The sequence below is a fragment of the Streptomyces jumonjinensis genome, assembly GCF_009600885.1.
Lineage (GTDB): Bacteria > Actinomycetota > Actinomycetes > Streptomycetales > Streptomycetaceae > Streptomyces > Streptomyces jumonjinensis.
This window is the reverse complement of the sequence record NZ_VCLA01000174.1, coordinates 19,505-41,009: the sequence shown is the minus strand read 5'-3', so window position 1 is coordinate 41,009 and position 21,505 is coordinate 19,505. Positions and strand designations below refer to the sequence as shown.

The following is a 21,505-nucleotide window of genomic DNA, read 5'->3' as shown; positions in this document are numbered from 1 at the left end:
GGGGAGAGATCCGGCACGCCGGGGGTCGCGGCGGCAGGATGGAGGGCGGTGGGCAGTGGGCATCGGGGTGACGCTGAGCGCGAGCTGAGCCGGCAGCGCGTCTCCGGTGGCTCCGGGACTCATGAGTCCGGGCCGATGAGTCCCGGCCGTCCCAGGAGTCCCCACTCTTCGAACGTACGAGCGGAAGGTGGAGCGATGACCAGCCTGCACGAGGTGCTGAAAGCCCATGTCGACGACGGGTCGATGCCGGGGGCGGTCGGTCTGGTGGCACACGGCGACCGGGTCGAGGCGGCGGTCGTGGGCTCCGTCGACACCGAGGGGACCGCGCCCATGGCCCGGGACACGATCTTCCGGCTCGCCTCGGTGACCAAGCCGATCACCACCGCCGCCGCGATGACGCTGATCGACGACGGCACGATCGCGCTGGAGGATCTGGTGGCCCCCTGGCTGCCGGAGCTGGCCGACCCCACGGTGGTACGGATCCCGGAGGCCGCGGTGGACGACGCGGTCCCGGCGGACCGGGGCATCACCGTGGAGGACCTGCTCAGCTTCCGCGCCGGATACGGCTTCCCGTCCGACTTCTCGCTCCCGGCGGTGCAGCCGCTGTTCAGCGAGTTGAAGGGGCCGCTGATGCCGCAGGCCGTGCCCGCGCCGGACGAGTGGATGGCACGGCTGGCGGGCATCCCGATGCTGCGCCAGCCCGGCGAGGCATGGCTGTACAACACCTGCTCCGACATCCTGGGCGTGCTGATCGCCAGGGCCTCGGGGCAGCCGCTCCCCGAGTTTCTGGCCGAGCGGTTGTTCGAGCCGCTGGGCATGACCGACACGGCGTTCTCGGTGCCGGCGCGGAAGCTCGGCCGCTTCACCAGCTCCTACCGCGCCGGCGCGGACGGCGCTCTCGCCGTGGTCGACGCCCCGGACGGGGAGTGGAGCAGCCCTCCCGCCTTCCCCTCCGCGGCAGGCGGGCTGGTCTCCACCGCCGACGATCTGCTCGCCTTCGGCCGGATGCTGCTCGCCGGGGGGACGGTGGACGGGCGCGAGACGCTGTCGGCGGACTCGGTGCGCCGGATGACCACGGACCACCTGACCCGCGCCCAGCGCGAGGCGAGCGGGCTGTTTCTGGAGGGGCAGGGGTGGGGGTACGGCGGCGCGGTCGACGTCGCGGCGGTGGAGCCCTGGAACGAGCCGGGGCGGTACGGCTGGGTCGGCGGCACCGGCACGTCCTGGCACATCACCCCGTCCACCGGGACGGTGGCGGTACTGCTGACCCAGCGGGAGATGCCCGGACCGAGCGGCCCGGACTCGATGCGCGCCTTCTGGCGGTACGCGGCGGGGCCGGGTTCCTGATGGGGCCGGGGCAGGAAGCCGGGGCGGCCCCGGCCCGGCCGGTACGGCTGGACGGTCTACGCGACCCGGTTGCCGGGGTCGTCCAGCCAGACCGTCTGGGTGCCGTCCGGTGTGACCGTGAGGCCGAACCGGGTCACGACGGGCCTGCCCGCCTCCAGCCACCACAGCCGGGCCGCCGTGATCTCATCCCACAGCCGGCGCTCACCCGCCTGGCGCACGGCGTCCTCGGCGTCCCATCCGCCGTACCGCACAGACGCCCAGGACCCCGCCCCGTCCGACAGCCGCATACGGTAGGTGCCGTAAGGGTCCGCCCCGTCCCATACATGCTCATATCGCACGCCGGGGACGCGTACACCGATGGCGAAGGCGGCATGGACGTCCTCCAGTGCCAGTTCGGGGTCCAGGTCGGACGAGCCCCGGTGTTCCGGGACGCCCTCCGGGCGGGTCACAGCGTGGGGCCGCTGGCCTCGCATCCACAGGAAGCTGACATCACCCACGAACCGGCCGTGTGACTCCCGGCCGGACCGGCCGACCACCAGTCGCAGCAGCCCGGCATTCGCGTACGGCGTGCCCCAGGCGCTCACCACGACCCCGCCGGGCCGGGTCTGCTCCACCCATGTCAGAGGTACGCGCCGGACGGCCGCCGTCGAATGGACGGCGTCGTACGGCACGCCGGGCGGCCATCCGGCGAGACCGTCCCCGACCACGCGCGTCGGGCTGAATCCGGCGGCCTTCAGCCGCCTGGCCGCCCCGGCCGCCACCACGGGGTCGACTTCCACCGTGGTGACGCGGTGGTCGCCGAGCCGAGCGCACAGCAGCGCGCTGGTCCAGCCGGTGCCGGTGCCGATGTCCAGCACCGCGTGCCCGTCGGCCACGTCCAGGTGCCGGAGCATGGACGCGACCAGCCGGGGCTTGGACGCGGAGGACGTCACGACGCCGGGGCCGTTCTCCCCCCCGTCGTCCACCTGGGTCACGACGACGTCGTCGGCGTTGACCAGCGACCACCAGTCGCCCGGGTTCTCCGTCCGGGTGATCCGGCGGTAGCCGGACGGGCTGTCGTCGTCGGGGATCCACACGAAACCGGGGACGAAGGCAGAGCGCGGGGCCCGCTCGAACGCGCCCCGCCACTCCTCGCCCAGGGCACCGGACCCGGTCAGTCCGGCGAGCAACTGCGCGTACTGATCCATGGGCTGAGGCTCACTTCTTCGGGGGTGTGACGGGCTTGGTCCACTGACCGTCCGATTCCTTGGGCGACTGCCTCTTGTCGCCGTCCGAACCGCCCTTGTCGTCTCCGTGCTTTCCCATGACGGAACTCCTTCGAATGGGGATGCGAATTCGAATACCGCGATCAGCGGGTGCGCCGCTGAGACCGCAATCGGTTCCGTGCGCGCCCGGTCTTGGGCGGAGTCGGGCCCGGGGGCCGGTTGATGGGCGTGGACATGACTATGCCCCCCTCACGCCGAGGAATGACGGGCACCGAGCGGTGCCCTGGGCTATTCGGCAGCCGTTCTCCGACGGTAGCGAGGCGGCACGACCGCTCTCCAGTGATGTGCAGATATGTGCGGAAGAAAAATTCCTCCACGACATGGCTGGACGACACTCTTGCTGCGATGAACTGGATGAGCAAAGCTGCCGCACACAACCGCACAAGCCAGAAGGGACGTTGACATGGCTTTAGCGTTCACCGGGATCGACCCCAAGACCGGTGAATTCCAGAGCCCCACGATCGCCCTGCCGGGGAACGACTTCTGGCTCTTCGACGAGCAGTTGGTGCGCTGGAACCACTTCACGGGTGAGGGCGGTTCGATGGGCAAGGAGGACACTGACGACCCGGCCGCAGCGAAACTGTGTTCGGAGGCGTTCGAAGCAGTGTGGGCGCGCGCCACTCCGCACGACCAGTACGAGATCCGCTGATCGAAGGGGCCGACAGGTCAGTTCATGCCCATATCACCGTCGTCATCCGCCCAGGCCGCCCGTGAGCTTGTCGCGAAGAGGCTGCGCGACCTGCGCAAGGCAGCCGGACTGACGGTCACCGAACTTGCCGGGCAATGTGGTTGGCACCATGCGAAGACCTCCCGCATCGAGAACGCACGCACCGCGCCCTCCGCCAAGGACATACGGCTGTGGTGCGGTGCGTGCGGTGCACTGGACCAGGCCGAGGGCCTCATCGTCCAGTCCCTCAACGCGGAGTCGCTCTACAGCGAGTGGCGGCATCAGATACGCGATGGCCTGAAACAACTACAGGGCAGAAGCGCACAGCTCTACCGTGAGACCCGGTTGTTCCGCGTCTACTCCTCGACGCTTGTTCCGGGGCTGCTCCAGACCGAGGGCTACGCGGCGGCGCTGCTCAGCACCATCGCCGACTTCCGTGAGATCCCGAACGACGCGCCGGAAGCGGCAGCCGCCCGCGTCCGGCGCTCCAGCGTCCTCCACGAACCGGGCCATCGGTTCGTTCTCCTGATCGAGGAGGCCGTGCTGTACCACCAGGCCGGTGAGACTGACGCGATGGCGGCCCAGCTCGGCTATCTCCTGACGGCCGGAGCGTTGCCGTCGGTGTCCCTGGGAGTGATCCCCATGTCCACCCCAGGACCACGGCACTGGCCGCACGAAACGTTTCACATCTTCGACGACAGCCTCGCGTTGGTGGAACTGATCTCCGCGATGGTCCGCATCACCCAGCCGAGCGAGGTGGCCCTCTACCTCAAGACGTTCGACGCGCTGCGCGCCCTGGCCGTATACGGAGCGGAGGCACGCGCGTTGATCGTGAAGGCGATCGAGGCGCTGGACTGACGGACGTACCGCCGTCCCGTCACGCCCCGGCTCCTCGGGAGGCAGGGCGCTGACGGGATGCGAGGATCAGCCGGCGGGCCGGAAGGTCCCCGTCTTGAGCGCTCCGACGAACGACATCCACGAGGGCTCCGCGAACGCGAGGCAGGGCCCCGTCGGCACCTTGCTGTCGCGTACGGGCATCACGCCCGGGAAGTCATCCCTGACCTCGACGCACTGGCCGTTCGCGCTGCTGTAACTGCTCTTGCGCCAGACCGGCGCGGCGTGGTGCTGCACTTCCAACACTCCCTCTCCGTCACTCACTCGCGGCTGCAAACTCAATCAGAAGATCGGCCGTGACATTCGGACATCAGCTTGTAACGCCTTATCTCCGCCTCGGACTCAAGGAACAGGTCAATCGAGGTGCACGACACGGCGGACGGGTGTCCGAGGCTCACCGTGCCCGAGGCTGAGGCTCCCGGGGGGGGCGCGGGCTGCCCCTGGTGGAGGCGCTGGCGGACCGGTGGGGGGTGGCCGGGCGGCAGGGGCCGGGGAAGGCGGTGTGGGCCGAGTTGTCGGTGGAGGGCGGTGGGCACAGGCCGTGAGCCCCGGCCGCCGGGCCTCCCGCGTACGGGAGGCCCCAGGCCCGGCCCCGTTACCCCTCCTGGCCGGCCTTGGCCTCCGCCAGCACCAGGCCGAACGCGTTGTTCACCGCCAGTAGGCCGCCGTCCACCCGCAGGGTCGTCCCGGTGATCCAGGACGCGTCCCGCGAAGCCAGGAACGCGACCGCCGCCGCGACGTCCTCGGGCTCGCCGACGCGGCCCAGCGGATAGAGCTTCCGCCCCAGGTCCGCGAGGCCCCGGTCCTGCCCCTCCCAGCCCCGGGTGCGGATGGTGCCGGGGTTGATCTGGTTGACGCGTACGCCGCGCGGGCCCGCGTCGCCCGCCAGGGTGCGGGTGAACGACGCGAGGCCCGCCTTCGCCGCGCTGTAGGAGTGGCCGTCCAGGCCCACCTCGGCGTTGACCGAGCCGATGTTGACGATCGCGCCCCGGCCCGAGCTCTCCAGATACGGCATCGCGGCACGGGCGCAGCGGAACGCGCCGGTGAGGCAGATGTCCAGATCCCGCTGCCAGGTGCCGTCCGGCTCGTCCTCGATGCGCGGTGCGTCCTTGGCGCAGGAGAAGGCGTTGTTGACCAGGACGTCCAGGGTTCCGAAGCGTTCGGCGGCGTAGGCCGCCGCCGCTTCGACCTGGGCGCGGTCGGAGACGTCGCAGCCGGTGAAGTCCGCGCCGGGGACGTCCTCGGCGGTCTTCTCGGCGGCTTCCACGTCGATATCGGTGATCAGGACCCGGGCCCCTTCGGCCGCCAGCCGCCGTGCGGTGGCCGCGCCGATGCCCCGGGCCGCGCCGGTGATCAGTACTCCATACCCCTCGAAACGTTTCAGCGCATAGGTCATAGGGCCGAACGTACCGCGCGGATCAAGGCCTGACCACGGGGATCCGCGGTAACTCCCTTACGCAGCCCATTGGTCACATACCCGAGCGCCACCCCGGACTCCGGGTCGGCGAGGCCGAGCGAGCCGCCCCGGCCCGGGTGGCCGAAGGAGCCGGGGCCCAGCAGCGGGGCGGCCGGGCCGTGCAGCATGAAGCCGAGGCTGAGGCGGGTGGGCACCACCAGGATGCGGTCGGGGCCCGCCGACTCCTCGGTACGGGCCAGGGCGAGCGTCGCGGGCGCGAACAGCCGGGGGCCGCCGTCGACTTCGCCGAGGGTGGAGGCGTAGAAACGGGCGAGTGCGCGGGCGGTGGAGACGCCGCCGGAGGCGGGGAGCTCGGCGGCCCGGTAGCGGGGGTCGTTCTCGTCGGGCAGCGGGTCGATCGCCCCGAAGGCCCGGCGGGTGAGCGACGCCGGGTCGCGGTAGGCGTCGGAGACGGCCCTCTTGGGGCGCAGGGTGAGCCCCGGGGCGGACGGGGGTTCGTCGACCGGTCCGATACGGCCCGCCCGGTGGGCCTCGTCGGGCGGCAGCCCGATCCAGAAGTCCAGGCCGAGGGGGCGGGCGATCTCCTCGGCGACCCAGCGGCCGATGGTGCGGCCGGTGACCCGGCGGACCAGTTCGGCGATCAGCCAGCTGTAGGTCTGCGCGTGGTAGCCGTGATCCGTGCCGGGCTGCCACTCGGGGCGCTGGGCGGCGAGCGCGGCGGGGCCGCTCACGCCGTCGATCGCCTCGGCGGGGGTGAGCGGACGGTCGAGCACGGGGAGACCCGCGCGGTGCGAGAGCAGCTGGCGCACCAGTACCCGCTCCTTGCCGTTCGCCTTGAACTCCGGCCAGTACGTGGCCACCGGGGCGTCCAGGTCGATCTGGCCGCGCTGGTGCAGCAGCAGGACGACGGCCGCCGCGACGCCCTTGGTGACCGAGCGGACGACCTGCGCGGTGTCCACCGCCCAGGGGGCCGTGCCGTCCACATCCCGGGCGCCGGCCCAGAGATCGACCACCTTGCGGCCGTGCCGGTAGACGGCGACGGCCGCTCCGCGCTCGCCGCGCTGCTCGAAGTTCCGTACGAAAGCGTCCCGTACCGCCTCGTACCCCTCCGCCACCGTGCCCTGGACGTCCACTGTCAGTACTCTCCGCTCCGGTCGACCTCCCCCATGGTGCAACGACGGCGGACGCGCCCGGCTTCCGGGGCCGTCCGAACGACCGGCTTCAACCTCTTGAGCTGGGAATTCGGCCCGTGCTATCACTTCCCGGGGCCCACTTGGGCCGCTGTGGAGCCAGTCGGGGAACAGGGGGAGAGCATGCGCGGAGAACTGGTGCGGCTGAGGGCCATGGAACCGTCCGAGGCGGACGCGCTCTGGCGCTGGAATCACGACCCCGAGGTCATACGCTGGATGAGCGACGGCTATCCGCAGTCCCTGGCGCAGGTCCGCACCTGGATGGAGGAGCGGCAGCGCAGCACCTACGGGGACGCCCTCTTCGGGATCGAGGCGACGGACGACGCCCGCCTCATCGGGCTGGTCCGGCTGCGCGGCGCCGAGCCGGAGACGGGCTGCGCCGAGCTGGACGTCTATCTCGGCGAGAAGGAGTACTGGGGGCGCGGTTTCGCCACCGACGCGATGCGGACGGCCTGCCGCTACGGCTTCGAGGACATGCGGCTGCACAAGATCACGCTGACGGTCGTCACCGAGAACCACGCCGCCCGCCGGGTCTACGAGAAGGTGGGCTTTGTGACGGAGGGCCGGCTGCGCCAGGTCTTCCGGCGGGACGGTCAGTGGTACGACATGTTCACCATGGGGTTGTTGGAGGGCGAGCTGCGCTAGGTCGTGTCCGGACGATCCAGCAGCCCCGGAGGCGTCGCTCGTGGGGCGAAGCCGAAGGGCAGCTCCAGCCGGTGTCGGCGCAGCAGCTCCTCGTCCGCGAGCAGGTCCCCGGTCGCGCCGTCCGCCACGATCACTCCTTCGCTGAGGATCACCGAGCGCGGGCACAGCTCCAGGGCGTACGGCAGGTCGTGCGTCACCATCAGCACGGTGATGTCCAGCGACCGCAGGATCTGGGCGAGTTCGCGCCGAGCCGCCGGGTCGAGGTTGGACGAGGGCTCGTCCAGTACGAGGATCTCCGGCCGCATCGCCAGGACCGTGGCGACCGCGACCCGGCGGCGCTGCCCGAAGGAGAGATGGTGCGGGGGCCGGTCGGCGTACTCCGCCATGCCGACCTGTCGCAGCGCCGCCGCGACCCGTGCGGAGAGCTCGTCGCCGCGCAGCCCCATGGCGGCGGGGCCGAAGGCCACGTCCTCCTGGACGGTGGGCATGAACAACTGGTCGTCGGGGTCCTGGAAGACGATGCCGACCAACCGTCTGATCTCCGGCAGATGCTCCCTGACCACCGGGCGGCCCGCGACCGAGACGGCGCCTGCTCCCCCGGCGAGTATGCCGTTGAGATGGAGTACGAGCGTGGTCTTGCCCGCGCCGTTGGGGCCGAGCAGGGCCACCCGTTCGCCGCGCGCCACGGTCAGATCGACGCCGAAGAGGGCCTGGTGGCCGTCCGGGTAGGCGTAGGCGAGCCCTCTGACGTCCAGTGAGGGGGCGGGGCCGCCGGGGGCGTTCACAGGAGCCGGCCGAGCAGACAGACGGGGAGCGCGGCGGCGGGCAGGGCCGCCGCCCGGGCCCACTGGGCGCGGGTCGCCCTCAGCTCGCGGATCACCGGCAGCTCCCCCGTATAGCCTCTGCTCACCATCGCGAGATGCACCCGTTCGCCGCGTTCGTAGGAGCGGATGAAGACCGCGCCCGCGGTCTTGGCGAGGACGCCCCACTGCCGTGGGCCGCGGGCCGCGAACCCCCGTGATCTGCGGGCGATCGACATCCGGCGCAGCTCGTCCGCGACCACATCGCCGTAGCGGACCATGAAGGACGCGATCTGCGTCAGCGGCTGCGGCAGCCCGAGGCGCTGGAGGCCGAGCAGCAGATCGCGGGGTTCGGTCGTGGCGGCGAGGAGCACGGACGCGGCGGTGCCGAGGGTCGCCTTGGCGAGGATGTTCCATGCGCCCCAGAGCCCGGGGACGCTGAGCCCGGCCCCGAGCACGGTGATCCGCTCGCCGGGGACGACGAACGGCATCAGCAGGGCGAAGGCGACGAAGGGCGCCTCGATCAGCAGCCGCCGGAGCAGCGGAACGGCGGGGAGCCGGGCGACGGCCGTGACGGCGGCGAGCAGCAGCGCGTACGCCCCGAAGGCCCAGACGGCCTCGCGCGGGGTGGAGACCACGACGAGTACGAAGCAGAGGACGGCGGCGAGTTTGCAGTGCGGGGGCAGGGCGTGGGCGGGTGAGGAGCGGTGGGTGTAGAGCCGGTGGGCATGGCCGGCGCCCATGTCAGGAGCGTTCCGCCGGGCCGCCGGCCGGGGAGTCCCCTGAGCCGCCAGAGACTTCTCCAGCTGGGTGGGCCTTCCCGGTCCCGGGGTCTCCGGTCCGTCCGATACGCCCGGTTGCAGGGGTGCCCGTGCGGCGGCGGACGGCCGCGTAGAAGAGTCCGCTGCCCACGGCGGCGGTCGCCCCGACGCCGATGACACCGGCGAGGCCGCCGGAGATCCAGGTGGCGGAGACGCCCTCGACGCCGTAGTCGGCGAGCGGGGAGTCCGCGGCGGCGTGCTCCCCCGCCTTCTCGTCCATGCCGTGGTCGGCGGCGACCTTCTCCAGGCCGTCGGGGCTGGCGGAGGCGTAGAAGGAGACGGCGCCCGCGAGGACCAGCGCGGTGGCCAGCCCGGCCAGCCAGACGCGGTGCGGGGAGCGGGCCGGGGCGCGGGGCACCGGTTCCGCGTCGATCAGCCGTCCGCCGACGCGCAGCTTGAGGGGGCGGGCGAGGCTCCGGGCCCCATGGACGAGATCCGGCCGTACGGCGAGGACCGCGCCCACGGTGAGCATGGTGATCACGGCCTCGCCGACGCCGATGAGGACATGGACGCCGACCATCGCGGTCAGCACCGTCCCGATGGGTACGTCGGTCGTCCCGCCGATGGCGTAGAGGAGGGTGAAGGCGGCGGCGGACGCCGGTACGGAGACCAGCGCGGCGGCGAAGGCGGCGGCGCCGACCGAGCGTCTGCCGCGCGGCAGCACGGCGACCAGGGCGGCGAAGAGCGCGTAGGCGACGGCGACGGTGACCACGCCCATGATCAGGATGTTGACGCCGAGCGCGGTCAGCCCGCCGTCCGCGAAGAGGACGCCCTGGGTCAGCAGGACGACGGTGACGCAGAGCACCCCGGTGGCGGGGCCGACGAGGATCGCGGCGAGAGCGCCGCCGAGCAGATGGCCGCTGGTGCCCGCGGCGACGGGGAAGTTCAGCATCTGCGCGGCGAAGACGAAGGCGGCGACCAGCCCGGCGAGCGGCGCGGTGCGCTCGGCGCCGGTCAGCGTCGTGCCGGGGGCTCCGGCCAGCTCGCGGCGGGCCCCCCGGAGGCAGAGGGCGACGGCTCCGGCGGCCACCGCTCCCGCCGCCGCCGATACCGGAGCGTCGATGAATCCGTCGGGGACATGCATGGCGGGCTCCGCATCGGACAGACGGGCACGGTCGGGCAGACGGCCGTCGCGGCTCGCACTGTTCGCGCGGCGAACGGTCGCCCGACGATGGTGGGCCTGTTGCACATGGCTTGCAAGAGCGGGCCCATCACAAAAAGGTCCGGATGCGGCATGGGCGCGACGGAGATACGACGGAGCTACGACGGGGAATCGAACCTTTGACCAAAATATGGGACATTAGATGACAAATAAGACGAATGTGAGGAGCGAGCGATGTCCGCCGCCGTCGTCGAAGATCATGCATGGGGCCGGATCGTCACCGACGCTCCCCAGTACCGGCCCGTCCGGGTCGCGCTCCGCTACGAACCCGCCGAGGACCCCTGGGCGGTCCACTTCTCCTTCCCCGGCGGAACCGACTGGATCTTTCCGCGCACCGTGCTGGAGACCGGGCTGAGCGCACCCGCCCGCAGCGGGAATGTGGAGGTCTGGCCGTGCGGCCGGGTCCAGGCGGTGGTGGAGTACCACAGCACGGACGGCGTGGCGGTGGTGCAGTTCGACACCAGCGCGCTCAACCGCTTTCTGCGGCATACCTACGCGGCGGCGCCGACGCCCGCCGAATGAGCCCGCACCTCCCGGACAGGCCCGAACAGGCCGGTGGCCGCACCCGCCGCCCGAAGGCGGTGGAGTACGGCCACCGGCAGAGCATCCGATCCCCGGGCTCCAGGCCCGGAGCCCGGTCAGACGCGAGCCAGCTCGCGGTCCCCGTCCGGGTCCTCGGGGGCGTGCGCCAGCTGCTTCTGGAGCTTCTCGCCCTCGACGTCCACGTTCGGCAGGATCCGGTCCAGCCAGCGCGGCAGCCACCATGCCCTGTGACCGAGCAGCGCCAGCACCGCGGGCACGATCGTCATCCGGACCACGAAGGCATCGAAGATCACCGCTATCGCGAGACCGAAGCCGATCATCGTGACCATCTGCTCGCCGGAGCCGATGAAGCCCGAGAAGACGCCGACCATGATGGCCGCGGCGGCCGTGACCACACGGGCGCCGTGCTTGAAGCCGGTGACGACCGCCTCGCCCGGCCGCTCGCCGTGGACATACGCCTCGCGCATCCGGGTGACCAGGAAGACCTCGTAGTCCATGGCGAGACCGAAGACGACGCCCACCATGAAGATCGGCATCATCGACATGATCGGGCCGGGCTGCTCCACATTGAAGAGCGAGCCGAGCCAGCCCCACTGGAAGACCGCGACCACTGCGCCCAGCGCCGCGAGGACGGAGAGCAGGAAGCCGAGGGCCGCCTTCAGCGGCACCAGGATCGAGCGGAAGACCAGCACCAGCAGCAGGAAGGCGAGTCCGACGACGAGCGCCAGATACGGCACCAGCGCGTCGTTCATCTTCTGCGAGAAGTCGATGTTCAGCGCCGTGGTGCCGGTGACCAGGGCCTTGGCACCGTTGTCGGACTCGATCGCGCCGGCCTCGTCCCGGATGTCATGGACCAGGTCCTCGGTCTCCGTCGACGACGGACGGTCCTTGGGGATGACCGTGACCATGCCGGTGTCGCCCGCCTCGTTCAGCGGGCCGGGCAGGGAGGCGGCGACGCCCTTCATCTTGCCGATGCGCTCGGCGACCTCTTCGACCGCGCCCTTGGCGTCCTCGCTCTTCTTGACGTCCACGACCACCGTCAGAGGGCCGTTGAAGCCGGGGCCGAAGCCGTCGGAGAGCAGGTCGTACGCCTTGCGCGAGCTGGACGCGGGCGCGTTCGAGCCCTCGTCGGGCAGACCCAGCTGAAGCGAGGCGACCGGTACGGCGGCGACCCCGAGGCCCACGACGCCCGCGAGCAGCACGGCGACCGGACGGCGCAGCACGAAGCGGGCCCAGCGGGTGCCCATGTTGGGCTTGGCCGGGTCCTGGACGACGGCGGTCGACCGGCCCTCGGCCACGGCGGCGCGGTGGGCCTTACGGGCCTTGCGGCCGAGCACCTTGTCGCCCGCGAAGCCGAGCAGCGCCGGAATGAGGGTGAGCGCGATGATCACCGCGATGACGACCGTGCCGGCCGCGGCGAAGCCCATCTTGGTGAGGATCGGGATGTTGACGACCGCGAGGCCGACCAGGGCGATGACCACGGTCAGACCGGCGAAGACCACCGCGGAGCCCGCGGTGCCCGCGGCCCGGCCCGCCGCTTCCTCCTTGCTGTGCCCCTCGGCCAGCTCGGAGCGGAAGCGGGAGACGATGAAGAGGGCGTAGTCGATGCCGACCGCGAGGCCGATCATCGTCGCCAGGGTGCCGGTGGTGGTGCCGAGGTCGAGCACGTTCGCGAGCGCGGTGATCGAGGAGATGCCGATGCCGACGCCGATGATCGCGGTGAGCAGCGGCAGTCCGGAGGCGACCAGCGAGCCGAAGGTGATGGCCAGCACGACGGCGGCGATGGCGATGCCGACCATCTCGGCGGACGACGGGTCCACCTCGGCCATGGCGGCGTCGCCGCCGATCTCCACCGTCAGCCCGCTCTCGCGAGCGGTCTCGCCGGTCTTGGTGAGCGCCTCACGGGTGTCGTCGGTCAACTCCATCGCGTTGACCTTGTAGGAGACCGAGATGTAGGCGGTGGTGCCGTCCTTGGAGACCGCGCCGGAGGTGAAGGGGTCGGCGACGGTCGCGACCTGCTTGGACCCGGACTTCAGATCGGCGATGGTGTCGCCGACCTCCGCCTTGTTCTTCGCGGTGGTCATCTTCTGGCCGTCGGGAGCCTTGAAGACGATGCGCGCGGTGGCGCCGTCGGCGTTGCCGCCGGGGAAGCGCTCTTCCAGAAGGTCGAACGCCTGCTGGGACTCGGTGCCCGGCAGGGCGAATCCCGGGTCCTTGGCTTTGGCGGCGGACGACGCGCCGACGCCCGCGAGCACCAGCAGCGCCACCCATACCAGGGTGACGAGCCAGCGCCGTCTGTAGGAGGTACGGCCGAGTTTGTAGAGGAACGTGGCCACGAGGGCTTACTCCCTGGATAAGACGAACAGGACATGGGGAGTCGGCCCGACGTACGGAGCGGCGCGCGTCAGGTAAAGCAGGTGAAGGCAGTGCGTGAGCGGAGTTTCCACGGGGAGGGAAAGCTCGTCGGAAGCCCGTTGGGGGGCGGGCTTCGCCAGGGGAGTCAGTACGCGGGATGCCGTGGTGGGGTCGTCGGGCATCCGCTGCCGGCGGTCACGGGACTTCCAGGGAGCGCGAGGGCTCCAGGGAGACGGAGCCGCCGGGACTTCGGGCTCCGCCGGTTCCGATGCTGCCGGTGCTGCCGGTGCTGCGACAGAGGGGACACCCTCCGGCGCCCCGGCGGCCACGGCCTCCGGTTCTGCGGCCCGGCCTGAGCGAGAACGTACGGAGCGCGGCGCGCATCAGGCCTCCAGCGCCGGAAGGACGACGGAGTCGATGTACCGGCTGAGGAACGACCGGTCCAGCACCTTGTCCTCGATGATCTCCCGGGTGAAGAACGCGCCGAGCATCATGTGCGCGGCGAAGTCCACCGCGGTGTTGCCCGCGCGGATCTCACCCCGCTCACGCGCCCGGCGCAGCACCGTCCGGAGCTTCTTCAGCTCGGGCTCGATCAGCTGGTCCCGGAGCGCCTGATGAAGATCGGGGTTGCTGTGGATCGCCTGGAACAGCCCGCGCATCAGCGCGGAGTCCTGCTCCATCCGGCAGTCGTCGGTATGCAGCAGCATCTCGCGGAAGTCACCGCGCAGGCTGCCGGTGTCGACTTCCGCGTCGCCGTGTCCCGCGGTCTGCTGAATCGCCTTGGCCACCAGCTCGGGCTTACCGCGCCACTGGCGGTAGAGGGTGGCCTTGCTCGATCGGGTCCGGGCGGCGACGGCGTCCATCGTCAGGGCGTCGTAGCCCACTTCGCGCAGCAGATCGAGCACGGCTTCGAACAGTTCGTTCTCGCGCTCGGGGGTCAGCCGGCTGCGTGTCATGACGGACCTCCCCCCACCATCCGAACGAAACGGTTTCGTACACCTCAACGATACCCAGGTGTTCGAGCGAAACGAAATCGTTTCGCTTGTGTCCTCGGTCACGCCGCCGGGCACGGCTCCCCGGGCCGGTGCGTCCGGAGTTGCCGGGCCCCTCCCGAGGCCGGCTGACCCCTGCGTCCTGAGTTGCCGGGCCCCGGGAGCGCGGAAAGCATGGAGGGGTGAGCGACGACGTGGCGTACCTCCGCTTTCCGCATCTGCACGAGGACTCGCTGTGCTTCGCCGCCGAGGACGATCTCTGGTTGGCTCCGCTGGTCCCGGCGGGCCATCGGCCGGGCCGGGCCTGGCGGGTCACCGTCGACCGGACCCGGATCGGCCACCCCCGCTTCTCCCCGGACGGCCGCCTCATCGCGTACACGAACTGGCGCAGCCTCGACCCGGAGGTCCATCTCGTCCCGGTGGCGGGCGGCCCCGCCCGCAGGCTCAGCTACTGGGGCTCCTCCGACACCCGGGTCTGCGGCTGGACCCCGGACGGCCATGTCCTGGCCGTGTCCTCGCACAGCCAGCCCTTCCCGTACTTCTCCTGGGCCTATACGGTCCCGACCGACGGGGCCCCCGGGGCCAGACTGCCCTGGGGGCCGGTGTCGGACATCGCCGTCGCCGAGGAGGACGGGGAGCGGCGCACCCTGCTGCTCACCGGGAAGCCGCCGCATGAGCCGGCCGCGTGGAAGCGGTACCGGGGCGGGGCGACGGGCCGGCTCTGGCTGCACGGCAGACGGCTGCTGGCCGGGGTGGACGGCCATCTGGACTGCCCGATGTTCGTCTCGGGGCGGATCGCGTTCCTCTCCGACCACGAGGGCGTCGGCAATCTCTACTCCTGTCTCCCGGACGGCGCGGATCTGAGGCGTCATACCGACCATGACGCTTTCTACGCCCGGCATGCCTCCACCGACGGGCGCCGGGTCGTGTACCAGTGCGCGGGAGAGCTGTGGATCGCGGAGGATCTGACGGCGCCGGACGCGGCGCCGCGCCGGCTGGAGGTACGGCTCGGCTCGGCGCGCGCGGGACGCCGGGTCCACCAGGTCCCCGCGTCGAGCCATGTGGACGCGGTCTCGGTGGACACGACGGGCCGGGCCAGCGCCGTATCGGTACGGGGCAGTCTGTACTGGCTCACCCACCGCGACGGCCCGGCGCGCACGATCGCGGACACCCCGGGCGTACGGGTGCGGCTGCCGGTGATGCTCGGTACGGGCGGCCAGGTGGCGTATGTGACGGACGCGGCGGGCGAGGACGCGGTGGAGATCGCGTATCTGCCCCGGGCGAGCGGGGACCGGGAGCCGCGCGTACTGGCGGCGGGGCTGCTGGGCCGGGTGCACGAGCTGGTCTCGGACCCGGAGGGCGAGCGGCTGGCCGTCGCCGCGCACGACGGCAGACTGCTGCTGCTGGACGCGACGGAGCCGGAGCCGGAAGCGGAAGCGGGGCCGGAAGCGGAAGCGGAAGCGGGGCCGGAAGCGGAAGCGGAAGCGGGACCAGGACCGGCAGCGGGGCCGGAGAGTTCTGGGGACGGGAACGGGGTCGTCGAGCTGATCCGCTCCGTCAACGGCCCGGTGCGCGATCTGGCCTTCTCCCCGGACGGCTCCTGGCTGGCCTGGTCGCACCCCGGGGTGGGCCGCTCCCTGCGCCAGATCAAACTGGCCAGGATCAAGGACCGTACGATCGTCGACGTCACCAACGGCCGCTTCGAGGACGAGAACCCGGTCTTCACCGGCGACGGCCGCTATCTCGCCTTTCTCTCCTGGCGCGGCTTCGACCCGGTGTACGACGTGCACACCGGCGATCTCTCCTTCCCGCTCGGCTGCCGCCCCTATCTCGTACCGCTGTCGTCCGCGACCCCGTCCCCCTTCGCGCTGTCGCCGGACGGACGGCCCGCGGCGGGCGGACTCGATCCGCTGGAGGAGCCGGGCGGGCCGCCGGAGGAGGGCGCCGTCCCGGTGACGGTGGAGATCGAGGGTCTGGAGAGCCGGGTGACGCCGTTCCCGGTCGCCGCGTCCAAGTACTCGTCGATGCATCCCGTCAGCGGCGGCGGACTGGTCTGGCTGCGCTGGCCGATCTCCGGCGCGCTCGGCGAGACCTTCGCCAATCCGGCGGACACCTCGGGCCGCCCGACGCTGGAGCACTTCGACATCTCCAAGGCGCGCAGAACCGAGCTCATGGCGCATCTGGACTGGTTCGCGGTGAGCGGCGACGGCACCCGGCTGGTGGTCGTGGACGAGGACGAGCTGAGCGCCGTCCCCGCGACCGAGGCGGGCGACGGCGACTCGACGGTCCGGCTGGATCTGCGCCGCATTCTGCACGAGGTGGATCCGGCCTCCGAGTGGCGGCAGGCGTACGCCGAGGCGGGCAGGGTGATCCGGGCCTACTTCTGGGACCCCGGGATGAGCGGCGTCGACTGGGACGCGGTGCTCGACCAGTACCGCCCGCTGGTGGAGCGGGTCGCCGCGCCGGACGAGTTCGCGGATCTGCTCCGCGAGGTGCTGGGCGAGCTGGGCACCTCGCACGCCTATGTCGTACCGGCCCGCCGGAACGAGGGTCCGCCGCACTATCAGCGGCCGATGGGGCTGCTGGGCGCGAATCTGGTCTGCCGGGACGGGGCCTGGCTGGTGAAGCGGATCCTGCCGGGCGACTCCTCCGACTCCAAGGCCCGTTCGCCGCTGGCGGGCACCGGCATCAGGGAGGGCGCGGCCCTCACCCATGTGGACGGCCGCCCGGTGGATCCGGTGGCGGGCCCGTACCCCATGCTGTCGGCGGCGGGCGGCACCACGGTGGAGCTGACCTTCCGCACCACGGAGGGCGCCTCCCGGCGGGTGGCGGTGGTCCCGCTGGTGGACGAGCGCCCGCTGCGCTATCAGGACTGGGTGGCCAAACGGCGCGCGGTGGTGCGGGAGCTGAGCGGCGGGCGGTGCGGCTATCTCCACATCCCGGACATGGGGGGCTCGGGCTGGGCGCAGTTCAACCGCGATCTGCGGCTTGAGGTCTCCCGCCCGGCGCTGATCGTGGACGTCCGGGGGAACGCGGGCGGCCATATCAGCGAGCTGGTGGTGGAGAAGCTGACCCGGAGGATCCTGGGCTGGGATCTGACCCGGGACGCCCAGCCGGTGTCGTACGCGTCGAACGCGCCGCGCGGCCCGGTGGTCGCGCTCGCGGACGAGGCGACCTCATCGGACGGCGACATGATCACGGCCGCGTTCCGGCTGCTGGGCCTCGGACCCGTGGTGGGCAGCAGGACCTGGGGCGGGGTGGTGGGGATGACGGGCCGCCACCGGCTGGGCGACGGGACGGTGATCACGGTGCCGATGAACGCGGCCTGGTTCGAGAGCTACGGCTGGTCGGTCGAGAACCATGGCGTGGACCCCGATGTCGAGGCCCTGCGGACGCCGCTGGACTGGGCGGAGGGCCGGCACGCGGGGCTGGACGACGCGGTGCGGATCGCGCTGAAGATGCTCGCCGAACAGCCGGCGGCCGAGCCGCCGGGGTACGAGGGGGTACCCGACCGGCGGCGGCCGAGGCTTCCGCCGCGGTGAGCCGCCGGGCGGCGTGGCCCGGGCGATCGGGGCCGTGCCCAGGGGGCGGGGTCGTGCCCAGGAGGGCTGGGTCGTGCCCAGGGCCAGGGCCGTGCCCGCGCACACCGGCCGCCGCGCCGGAGGCTGTGCGGCCCGGCGGTGGGACGCACAGCTTTCCGGCGTCCCGGGGACGGGAGCCCTATGGGACCGCCGGAGGGCGGTCCGGTGTCCCGGGCGCGGTCCTGACTCCTGACTCCGGAGGACGGTCCCGAGCCCGAGGTGCCGGTGCGGCCCGCCGGAGGCCGGTCCCGTGTCCCAGGCGCGGTCCCGAGCCCGGGACGCGGTCCCGAGCCCCAGGCGCGGTCCCGAGCCCGAGGTGCCGTTCGGCCCCCGGACCACCGGACAACCTCCCGCTGAACACGGCCGGCCGACCGGCCGCGCCCCAGGGTCCGCATCCGTACGCCCCCGGGGCGTGCCGGTCAGCCGGGCGGTGTGCGGGCCGCCTCGTCCGCCGCGCCGCCCGCGCCCACGAGCCCCGTCTCCACGCTCCCCAGCCTCGGTTCGAAGCGCCGCATCTCCCGCTGCCCCGCCAGCCCGATCAGCGGCGGCAGATACCCCCGTACCGGCTGTGTCCCGCGCAGCCACCACTGTCCGTACACCCGCGCCGAGCGCCGTTCGATCCCGGCCGCCAGCCGGTCGACCGCCGGGCCCAGCGGATAGGTGCGGTTGGCGGGCCACGGCAGCCGCCGCCGCAGTTCGCGCATCACCTCGCTGCGGTCGGCGCCGCGCACCATGTCCGTGTCCGTCCAGGACAGATACGCCACCCCCACCCGTACGCCCCGGTGGGCGACCTCCGCGCGCAGACTGTGCGCGAACGCCTCGACGCCCGATTTGGAGGCGCAGTACGCGGTCATCATCGGCGCGGGGGCGATCGCCGCCAGCGAGGCGATCTGGAGGAAGTAGCCCCGGCTCGCCAGCAGCACCGGCAGAAAGGCCCGGCCGGTGATCGCGCTGCCGATGAGATTGACCTCGATCACCCGCCGCCACGCGGCCATGTCGGCGTCGGCGAAGGGCCCGCCCGCCGCCACCCCCGCGTTGGCCACCACGATGTCGACCTTGCCGAAACGCTCCTTGACCTCGTCCGCGACCCGGGCCATGGCCCGGTGGTCGGTGACGTCGGCGTGCCACCAGTCGCTGTCGGTGTGGAGCCGGTCCGAGACCTGCTTCAGCTCATCGGGCTCCAGGCCCACCAGGGCCACCCGCGCGCCGCGCGCGGAGAGTTTGCGGGCGAGGAGCTCGCCCACGCCCCGGGCCGCTCCGGTGACCACCGCGACCTGTCCGTCCAGGCTCCGCCCGCTCATGCCGCGCGCTCCCGTTCCCAGGGGACCGGGCCCCCGCTCAGATGGGTCCGGGCCAGCTCACGGATTCCGGCGGTGACGGCCAGCGGCGTCTCCACGGGCGTCATATGGCCCGCGCCGGCCAGCTCGACCAGTTCGACGCAGTCGGGCAGCGTGGCGGCGAGCCGCCGGGCGTGCACGATCGGGGTCAGCCGGTCCTCGGTGCCCGCCATCACCACGGCGGGGGCCCTCAGCTCCCGTACCCGGGCGTCGAGATCGAGCCCGGCGAGCACGGCGGCCCAGGCGACCCGGGCGGAGCGGGGGCAGGAGTGGACGATCCTGGCGCACTCCGCGATCTGCGCCGGGGTGGCGTGGGAGCCCATGGTGGCGTACCGGAGGAGCCGCCGGGACAGCGGCGTCACCGGCCCGAGGGGGGCCCGGGAGGCGAGCAGGGCCCCGGTGAGCCTGGTGCGCAGGGGGCCGCGCCGCAGCGGCAGCACCCGGGCCTCCTCCACCAGCCGTGAGCCGCCCGTGCTGCACAGCAGCACGGCGGCCGTGTGCTCGGCGAAGACGGCCCGCCCGGAGGCGGCGATCAGCGCCATCGCGCCCATGGAGTGCCCGGCGAGGACGGCCTTCTCGCCCGGTGCGAGCACGGCGGTCAGCACCGCTTCGAGATCGTCGGCGAGCCGTTCGGCGCCGACGGGGGCGGCGGGGGTGCGGCCGTGGCCGCGCTGGTCGTAGACGACGACCCGGAAGTCCCGCGCCAGCTCCCGTATCTGCGCGGCCCAGAACCGGGTGGAACAGGTCCAGCCGTGGGCGAGGACGACGGCGGGCGCGGCGCGGTCCCCGTACACCTCGGCATGTATCCGGGTGCCGTCCGCGGAGAGGGCGGCAGTCGCGGGGAAGGCACCGTCCGCGGAGAAGGCGGCGGCCGTACGGCGGTGGGCGGGCGCGCGGCGGATCATCCGGCCACCTCCTCGCGTACCGGGGCGCGGACGATGTCGTACTCGGAGAGGTTCACTTCGCGGGTCAGCCGCCGGAACTCCCCGGTGGTCCCGGGCCAGACGGTGGTGTTGCGGCCCGCGGCGTCCAGATACCAGCTGGAGCAGCCGGTGTTCCACACGGTCCGCGTCATCCGCGCCTGCACCCGGCGGTTCCAGGCGGCGACGGCGGCCGGGCGGGCGGCGAGGGCGGTGCGTCCGCCGAGGATATGGAGCTGGCGCAGATAGTCGGCCAGATAGTTCAGCTGCGACTCGATCATCAGGATCATGGAGGAGTTCCCGAGACCGGTGTTGGGGCCGATGATCGACAGCCAGTTGGGGAACCCTGCGGCGGCGGCGCCGCGCAGCGACTGCATGCCGTCCTTCCACGCCTCGGCGAGGGTGATGCCGTCCGCGCCGGTTACCCGGTCCGCGATCGGCATGTCCGTGACATGGAAGCCGGTGCCGAAGACGATGACGTCGGCCTCGCTCTCGCTGCCGTCCGCCGCGACGAGGGTCGAGCCGCGGACCTCGGCGAGCGCGGAGGTCACCACATCGACATTGGGCCGGGTGATGGCCGGGTAGTACTCGCTGGAGAGCAGGATGCGTTTGCAGCCGATGCGGTAGTCCGGGGTGAGCCGGGCCCGCAGCCCGGGGTCCTTGACGTGCTTGGCGAGGTTGGCCTTGGCCAGCGCCTCGATGGGCCCGAGCTCTCCGGGGCGCTTGGTGAAGGCGGAGACCTGGAGCTCACGGATGCCCCAGAGCGCTCCGCGCCGTACCGACTGGGTGAAGGGCAGCTGCCGGTGCAGCCAGCGTTCGGCATCGGTGATCCGCCGGTCCATCCGGGGCATCACCCAGGGCGGGGTCCGCTGGAAGAGGGTCAGCCTGCCGACCCGGGGCTGGATGGCGGGGACGATCTGGATCGCGGAGGCTCCGGTTCCGACCATGGCGACGCGCTGACCGCTCAGTTCATGGCCGTGGTCCCAGCGGGCGGAGTGGAAGACCTTGCCGGGGAAGCCGTCGAGCCCGGGGATGTCGGGGATCTTCGGGTCGGAGAGCGGGCCGGTCGCGGAGACGACCACATCCGCGGTGTAGGTCTCCTGGCTGGTCTCGATCGTCCAGTGGAGCTCGTCGTTGTCCCAGGTCATCATCCGCACCTCACGGCCGAAGCGGATGTGCGGGCGGAGCCGGAAGACGTCGGTGACATGTTCCAGATAGGCGCGGATGTGCTCCTGGCCGGAGAAGGTGCGGGGCCAGTCGGGGTTGGGGGCGAAGGAGAAGGAGTAGAGGTGCGAGGGCACATCACAGGTGCACCCCGGATAGCTGTTGTCGCGCCAGGTGCCGCCGACCGAGTCGGCGCGCTCCAGGACGACGAAGTCGGTTATTCCCTCGCGGCGGAGCCGTACAGCGGCTCCGAGGCCGCCGAATCCCGATCCGATGACCGCCACCCGTACATGCCGCTGTCGGTGCTCCTGCTCCTGCTCCTGCTTCCGCCCGCTCATGCCGCCTCCCACGGAACGCCACAACCACGCCAGCAATCACTGGCGCAGTTGGGAGGGTAGAGCAGCG

17 protein-coding genes and 1 pseudogene are annotated in these 21,505 nt (G+C 72.1%); 6 read left to right on the top strand and 12 right to left on the bottom strand.

Annotated elements, in window-relative coordinates:
- Positions 1–195: 195 nt before the first annotated feature.
- On the top strand, positions 196–1,347 hold the full coding sequence (locus FF041_RS26835; RefSeq protein WP_153525233.1) for a serine hydrolase domain-containing protein: 1,152 nt from the start codon (positions 196–198) through the stop codon (positions 1,345–1,347).
- 56 nt (positions 1,348–1,403) lie between these two features.
- On the opposite strand, the gene FF041_RS26830 is transcribed toward FF041_RS26835, so the two are convergent.
- Entirely contained in the window at positions 1,404–2,534 is a 1,131-nt protein-coding gene (locus FF041_RS26830) for a methyltransferase domain-containing protein (RefSeq protein ID WP_153525232.1), read from the bottom strand.
- A 526-nt stretch (positions 2,535–3,060) separates the two neighbouring features.
- Between FF041_RS26830 and FF041_RS26825 the strand changes: the two are divergent.
- Together FF041_RS26825 and FF041_RS26820 are read left to right on the top strand one after the other, a co-directional pair.
- Positions 3,061–3,261: pseudogene (locus tag FF041_RS26825) on the top strand (DUF6879 family protein); the annotation flags it as partial.
- Between the two features lie 24 nt (positions 3,262–3,285).
- On the top strand, positions 3,286–4,137 hold the full coding sequence (locus tag FF041_RS26820; RefSeq protein WP_153525231.1) for a helix-turn-helix domain-containing protein: 852 nt from the start codon (positions 3,286–3,288) through the stop codon (positions 4,135–4,137).
- 66 nt (positions 4,138–4,203) lie between these two features.
- On the opposite strand, the gene FF041_RS26815 is transcribed toward FF041_RS26820, so the two are convergent.
- The 3 genes from FF041_RS26815 to FF041_RS26805 form a co-directional block, all read right to left on the bottom strand.
- On the bottom strand, positions 4,204–4,419 hold the full coding sequence (locus tag FF041_RS26815; protein WP_398762504.1) for a DUF397 domain-containing protein: 216 nt from the start codon (positions 4,417–4,419) through the stop codon (positions 4,204–4,206).
- 349 nt (positions 4,420–4,768) lie between these two features.
- Positions 4,769–5,569: an SDR family NAD(P)-dependent oxidoreductase gene (locus FF041_RS26810; protein ID WP_153525230.1), complete on the bottom strand. Its 801-nt coding sequence runs from the start codon at positions 5,567–5,569 to the stop codon at positions 4,769–4,771.
- Positions 5,566–6,723: a serine hydrolase domain-containing protein gene (locus FF041_RS26805; RefSeq protein WP_323392809.1), complete on the bottom strand. Its 1,158-nt coding sequence runs from the start codon at positions 6,721–6,723 to the stop codon at positions 5,566–5,568. Before FF041_RS26805 ends, FF041_RS26810 begins: the two co-directional genes overlap by 4 nt.
- 180 nt (positions 6,724–6,903) lie before the next feature.
- Between FF041_RS26805 and FF041_RS26800 the strand changes: the two genes are divergently transcribed.
- Positions 6,904–7,425 (top strand): GNAT family N-acetyltransferase, encoded by a 522-nt coding sequence (locus FF041_RS26800; protein ID WP_228388645.1) that lies wholly within the window; start codon positions 6,904–6,906, stop codon positions 7,423–7,425.
- Here the strand turns inward: FF041_RS26800 and FF041_RS26795 are convergent.
- Genes FF041_RS26795 through FF041_RS26785 form a run of 3 tightly spaced genes read right to left on the bottom strand, consistent with a single transcriptional unit; the run spans position 7,422 to position 10,130 of the window.
- Entirely contained in the window at positions 7,422–8,210 is a 789-nt protein-coding gene (locus tag FF041_RS26795; RefSeq protein ID WP_323392808.1) for an energy-coupling factor ABC transporter ATP-binding protein, read from the bottom strand. The two genes, FF041_RS26800 and FF041_RS26795, sit on opposite strands and share 4 nt — an antisense overlap.
- Positions 8,207–8,968 (bottom strand): cobalt ECF transporter T component CbiQ, encoded by a 762-nt coding sequence (gene cbiQ, locus FF041_RS26790; protein WP_153525228.1) that lies wholly within the window; start codon positions 8,966–8,968, stop codon positions 8,207–8,209. The genes FF041_RS26795 and cbiQ overlap by 4 nt, the downstream gene beginning before the upstream one ends.
- Position 8,969: 1 nt before the next feature.
- Positions 8,970–10,130, bottom strand: coding sequence for an energy-coupling factor ABC transporter permease (locus FF041_RS26785; RefSeq protein ID WP_153525227.1), 1,161 nt, complete (start codon positions 10,128–10,130; stop codon positions 8,970–8,972).
- A gap of 252 nt (positions 10,131–10,382) precedes the next feature.
- Here FF041_RS26785 and FF041_RS26780 point away from each other — a divergent pair, with 252 nt between their 5' ends.
- Entirely contained in the window at positions 10,383–10,730 is a 348-nt protein-coding gene (locus tag FF041_RS26780) for an SsgA family sporulation/cell division regulator (protein WP_153482954.1), read from the top strand.
- A gap of 116 nt (positions 10,731–10,846) precedes the next feature.
- On the opposite strand, the gene FF041_RS26775 is transcribed toward FF041_RS26780, so the two are convergent.
- Positions 10,847–13,087, bottom strand: coding sequence for an MMPL family transporter (locus FF041_RS26775; protein WP_323392805.1), 2,241 nt, complete (start codon positions 13,085–13,087; stop codon positions 10,847–10,849).
- 402 nt (positions 13,088–13,489) lie between these two features.
- Positions 13,490–14,062, bottom strand: coding sequence for a TetR/AcrR family transcriptional regulator (locus FF041_RS26770; protein WP_153525226.1), 573 nt, complete (start codon positions 14,060–14,062; stop codon positions 13,490–13,492).
- A gap of 218 nt (positions 14,063–14,280) precedes the next feature.
- Between FF041_RS26770 and FF041_RS26765 the strand changes: the two genes are divergently transcribed.
- Complete coding sequence (locus FF041_RS26765) at positions 14,281–17,640, top strand: S41 family peptidase (protein WP_323392803.1); 3,360 nt, start codon at positions 14,281–14,283, stop codon at positions 17,638–17,640.
- A 458-nt stretch (positions 17,641–18,098) separates the two neighbouring features.
- Here FF041_RS26765 and FF041_RS26760 read toward each other — a convergent pair whose 3' ends face one another.
- Genes FF041_RS26760 through FF041_RS26750 form a run of 3 tightly spaced genes read right to left on the bottom strand, consistent with a single transcriptional unit; the run spans position 18,099 to position 21,438 of the window.
- The gene (locus tag FF041_RS26760) at positions 18,099–18,980 is read right to left on the bottom strand and encodes an SDR family oxidoreductase (protein WP_153525225.1); all 882 of its coding nucleotides are present in this window, start codon (positions 18,978–18,980) and stop codon (positions 18,099–18,101) included.
- On the bottom strand, positions 18,977–19,921 hold the full coding sequence (locus FF041_RS26755; RefSeq protein ID WP_153525224.1) for an alpha/beta fold hydrolase: 945 nt from the start codon (positions 19,919–19,921) through the stop codon (positions 18,977–18,979). The genes FF041_RS26760 and FF041_RS26755 overlap by 4 nt, the downstream gene beginning before the upstream one ends.
- The gene (locus FF041_RS26750) at positions 19,918–21,438 is read right to left on the bottom strand and encodes a flavin-containing monooxygenase (RefSeq protein WP_153525223.1); all 1,521 of its coding nucleotides are present in this window, start codon (positions 21,436–21,438) and stop codon (positions 19,918–19,920) included. The genes FF041_RS26755 and FF041_RS26750 overlap by 4 nt, the downstream gene beginning before the upstream one ends.
- Positions 21,439–21,505: the final 67 nt, after the last annotated feature.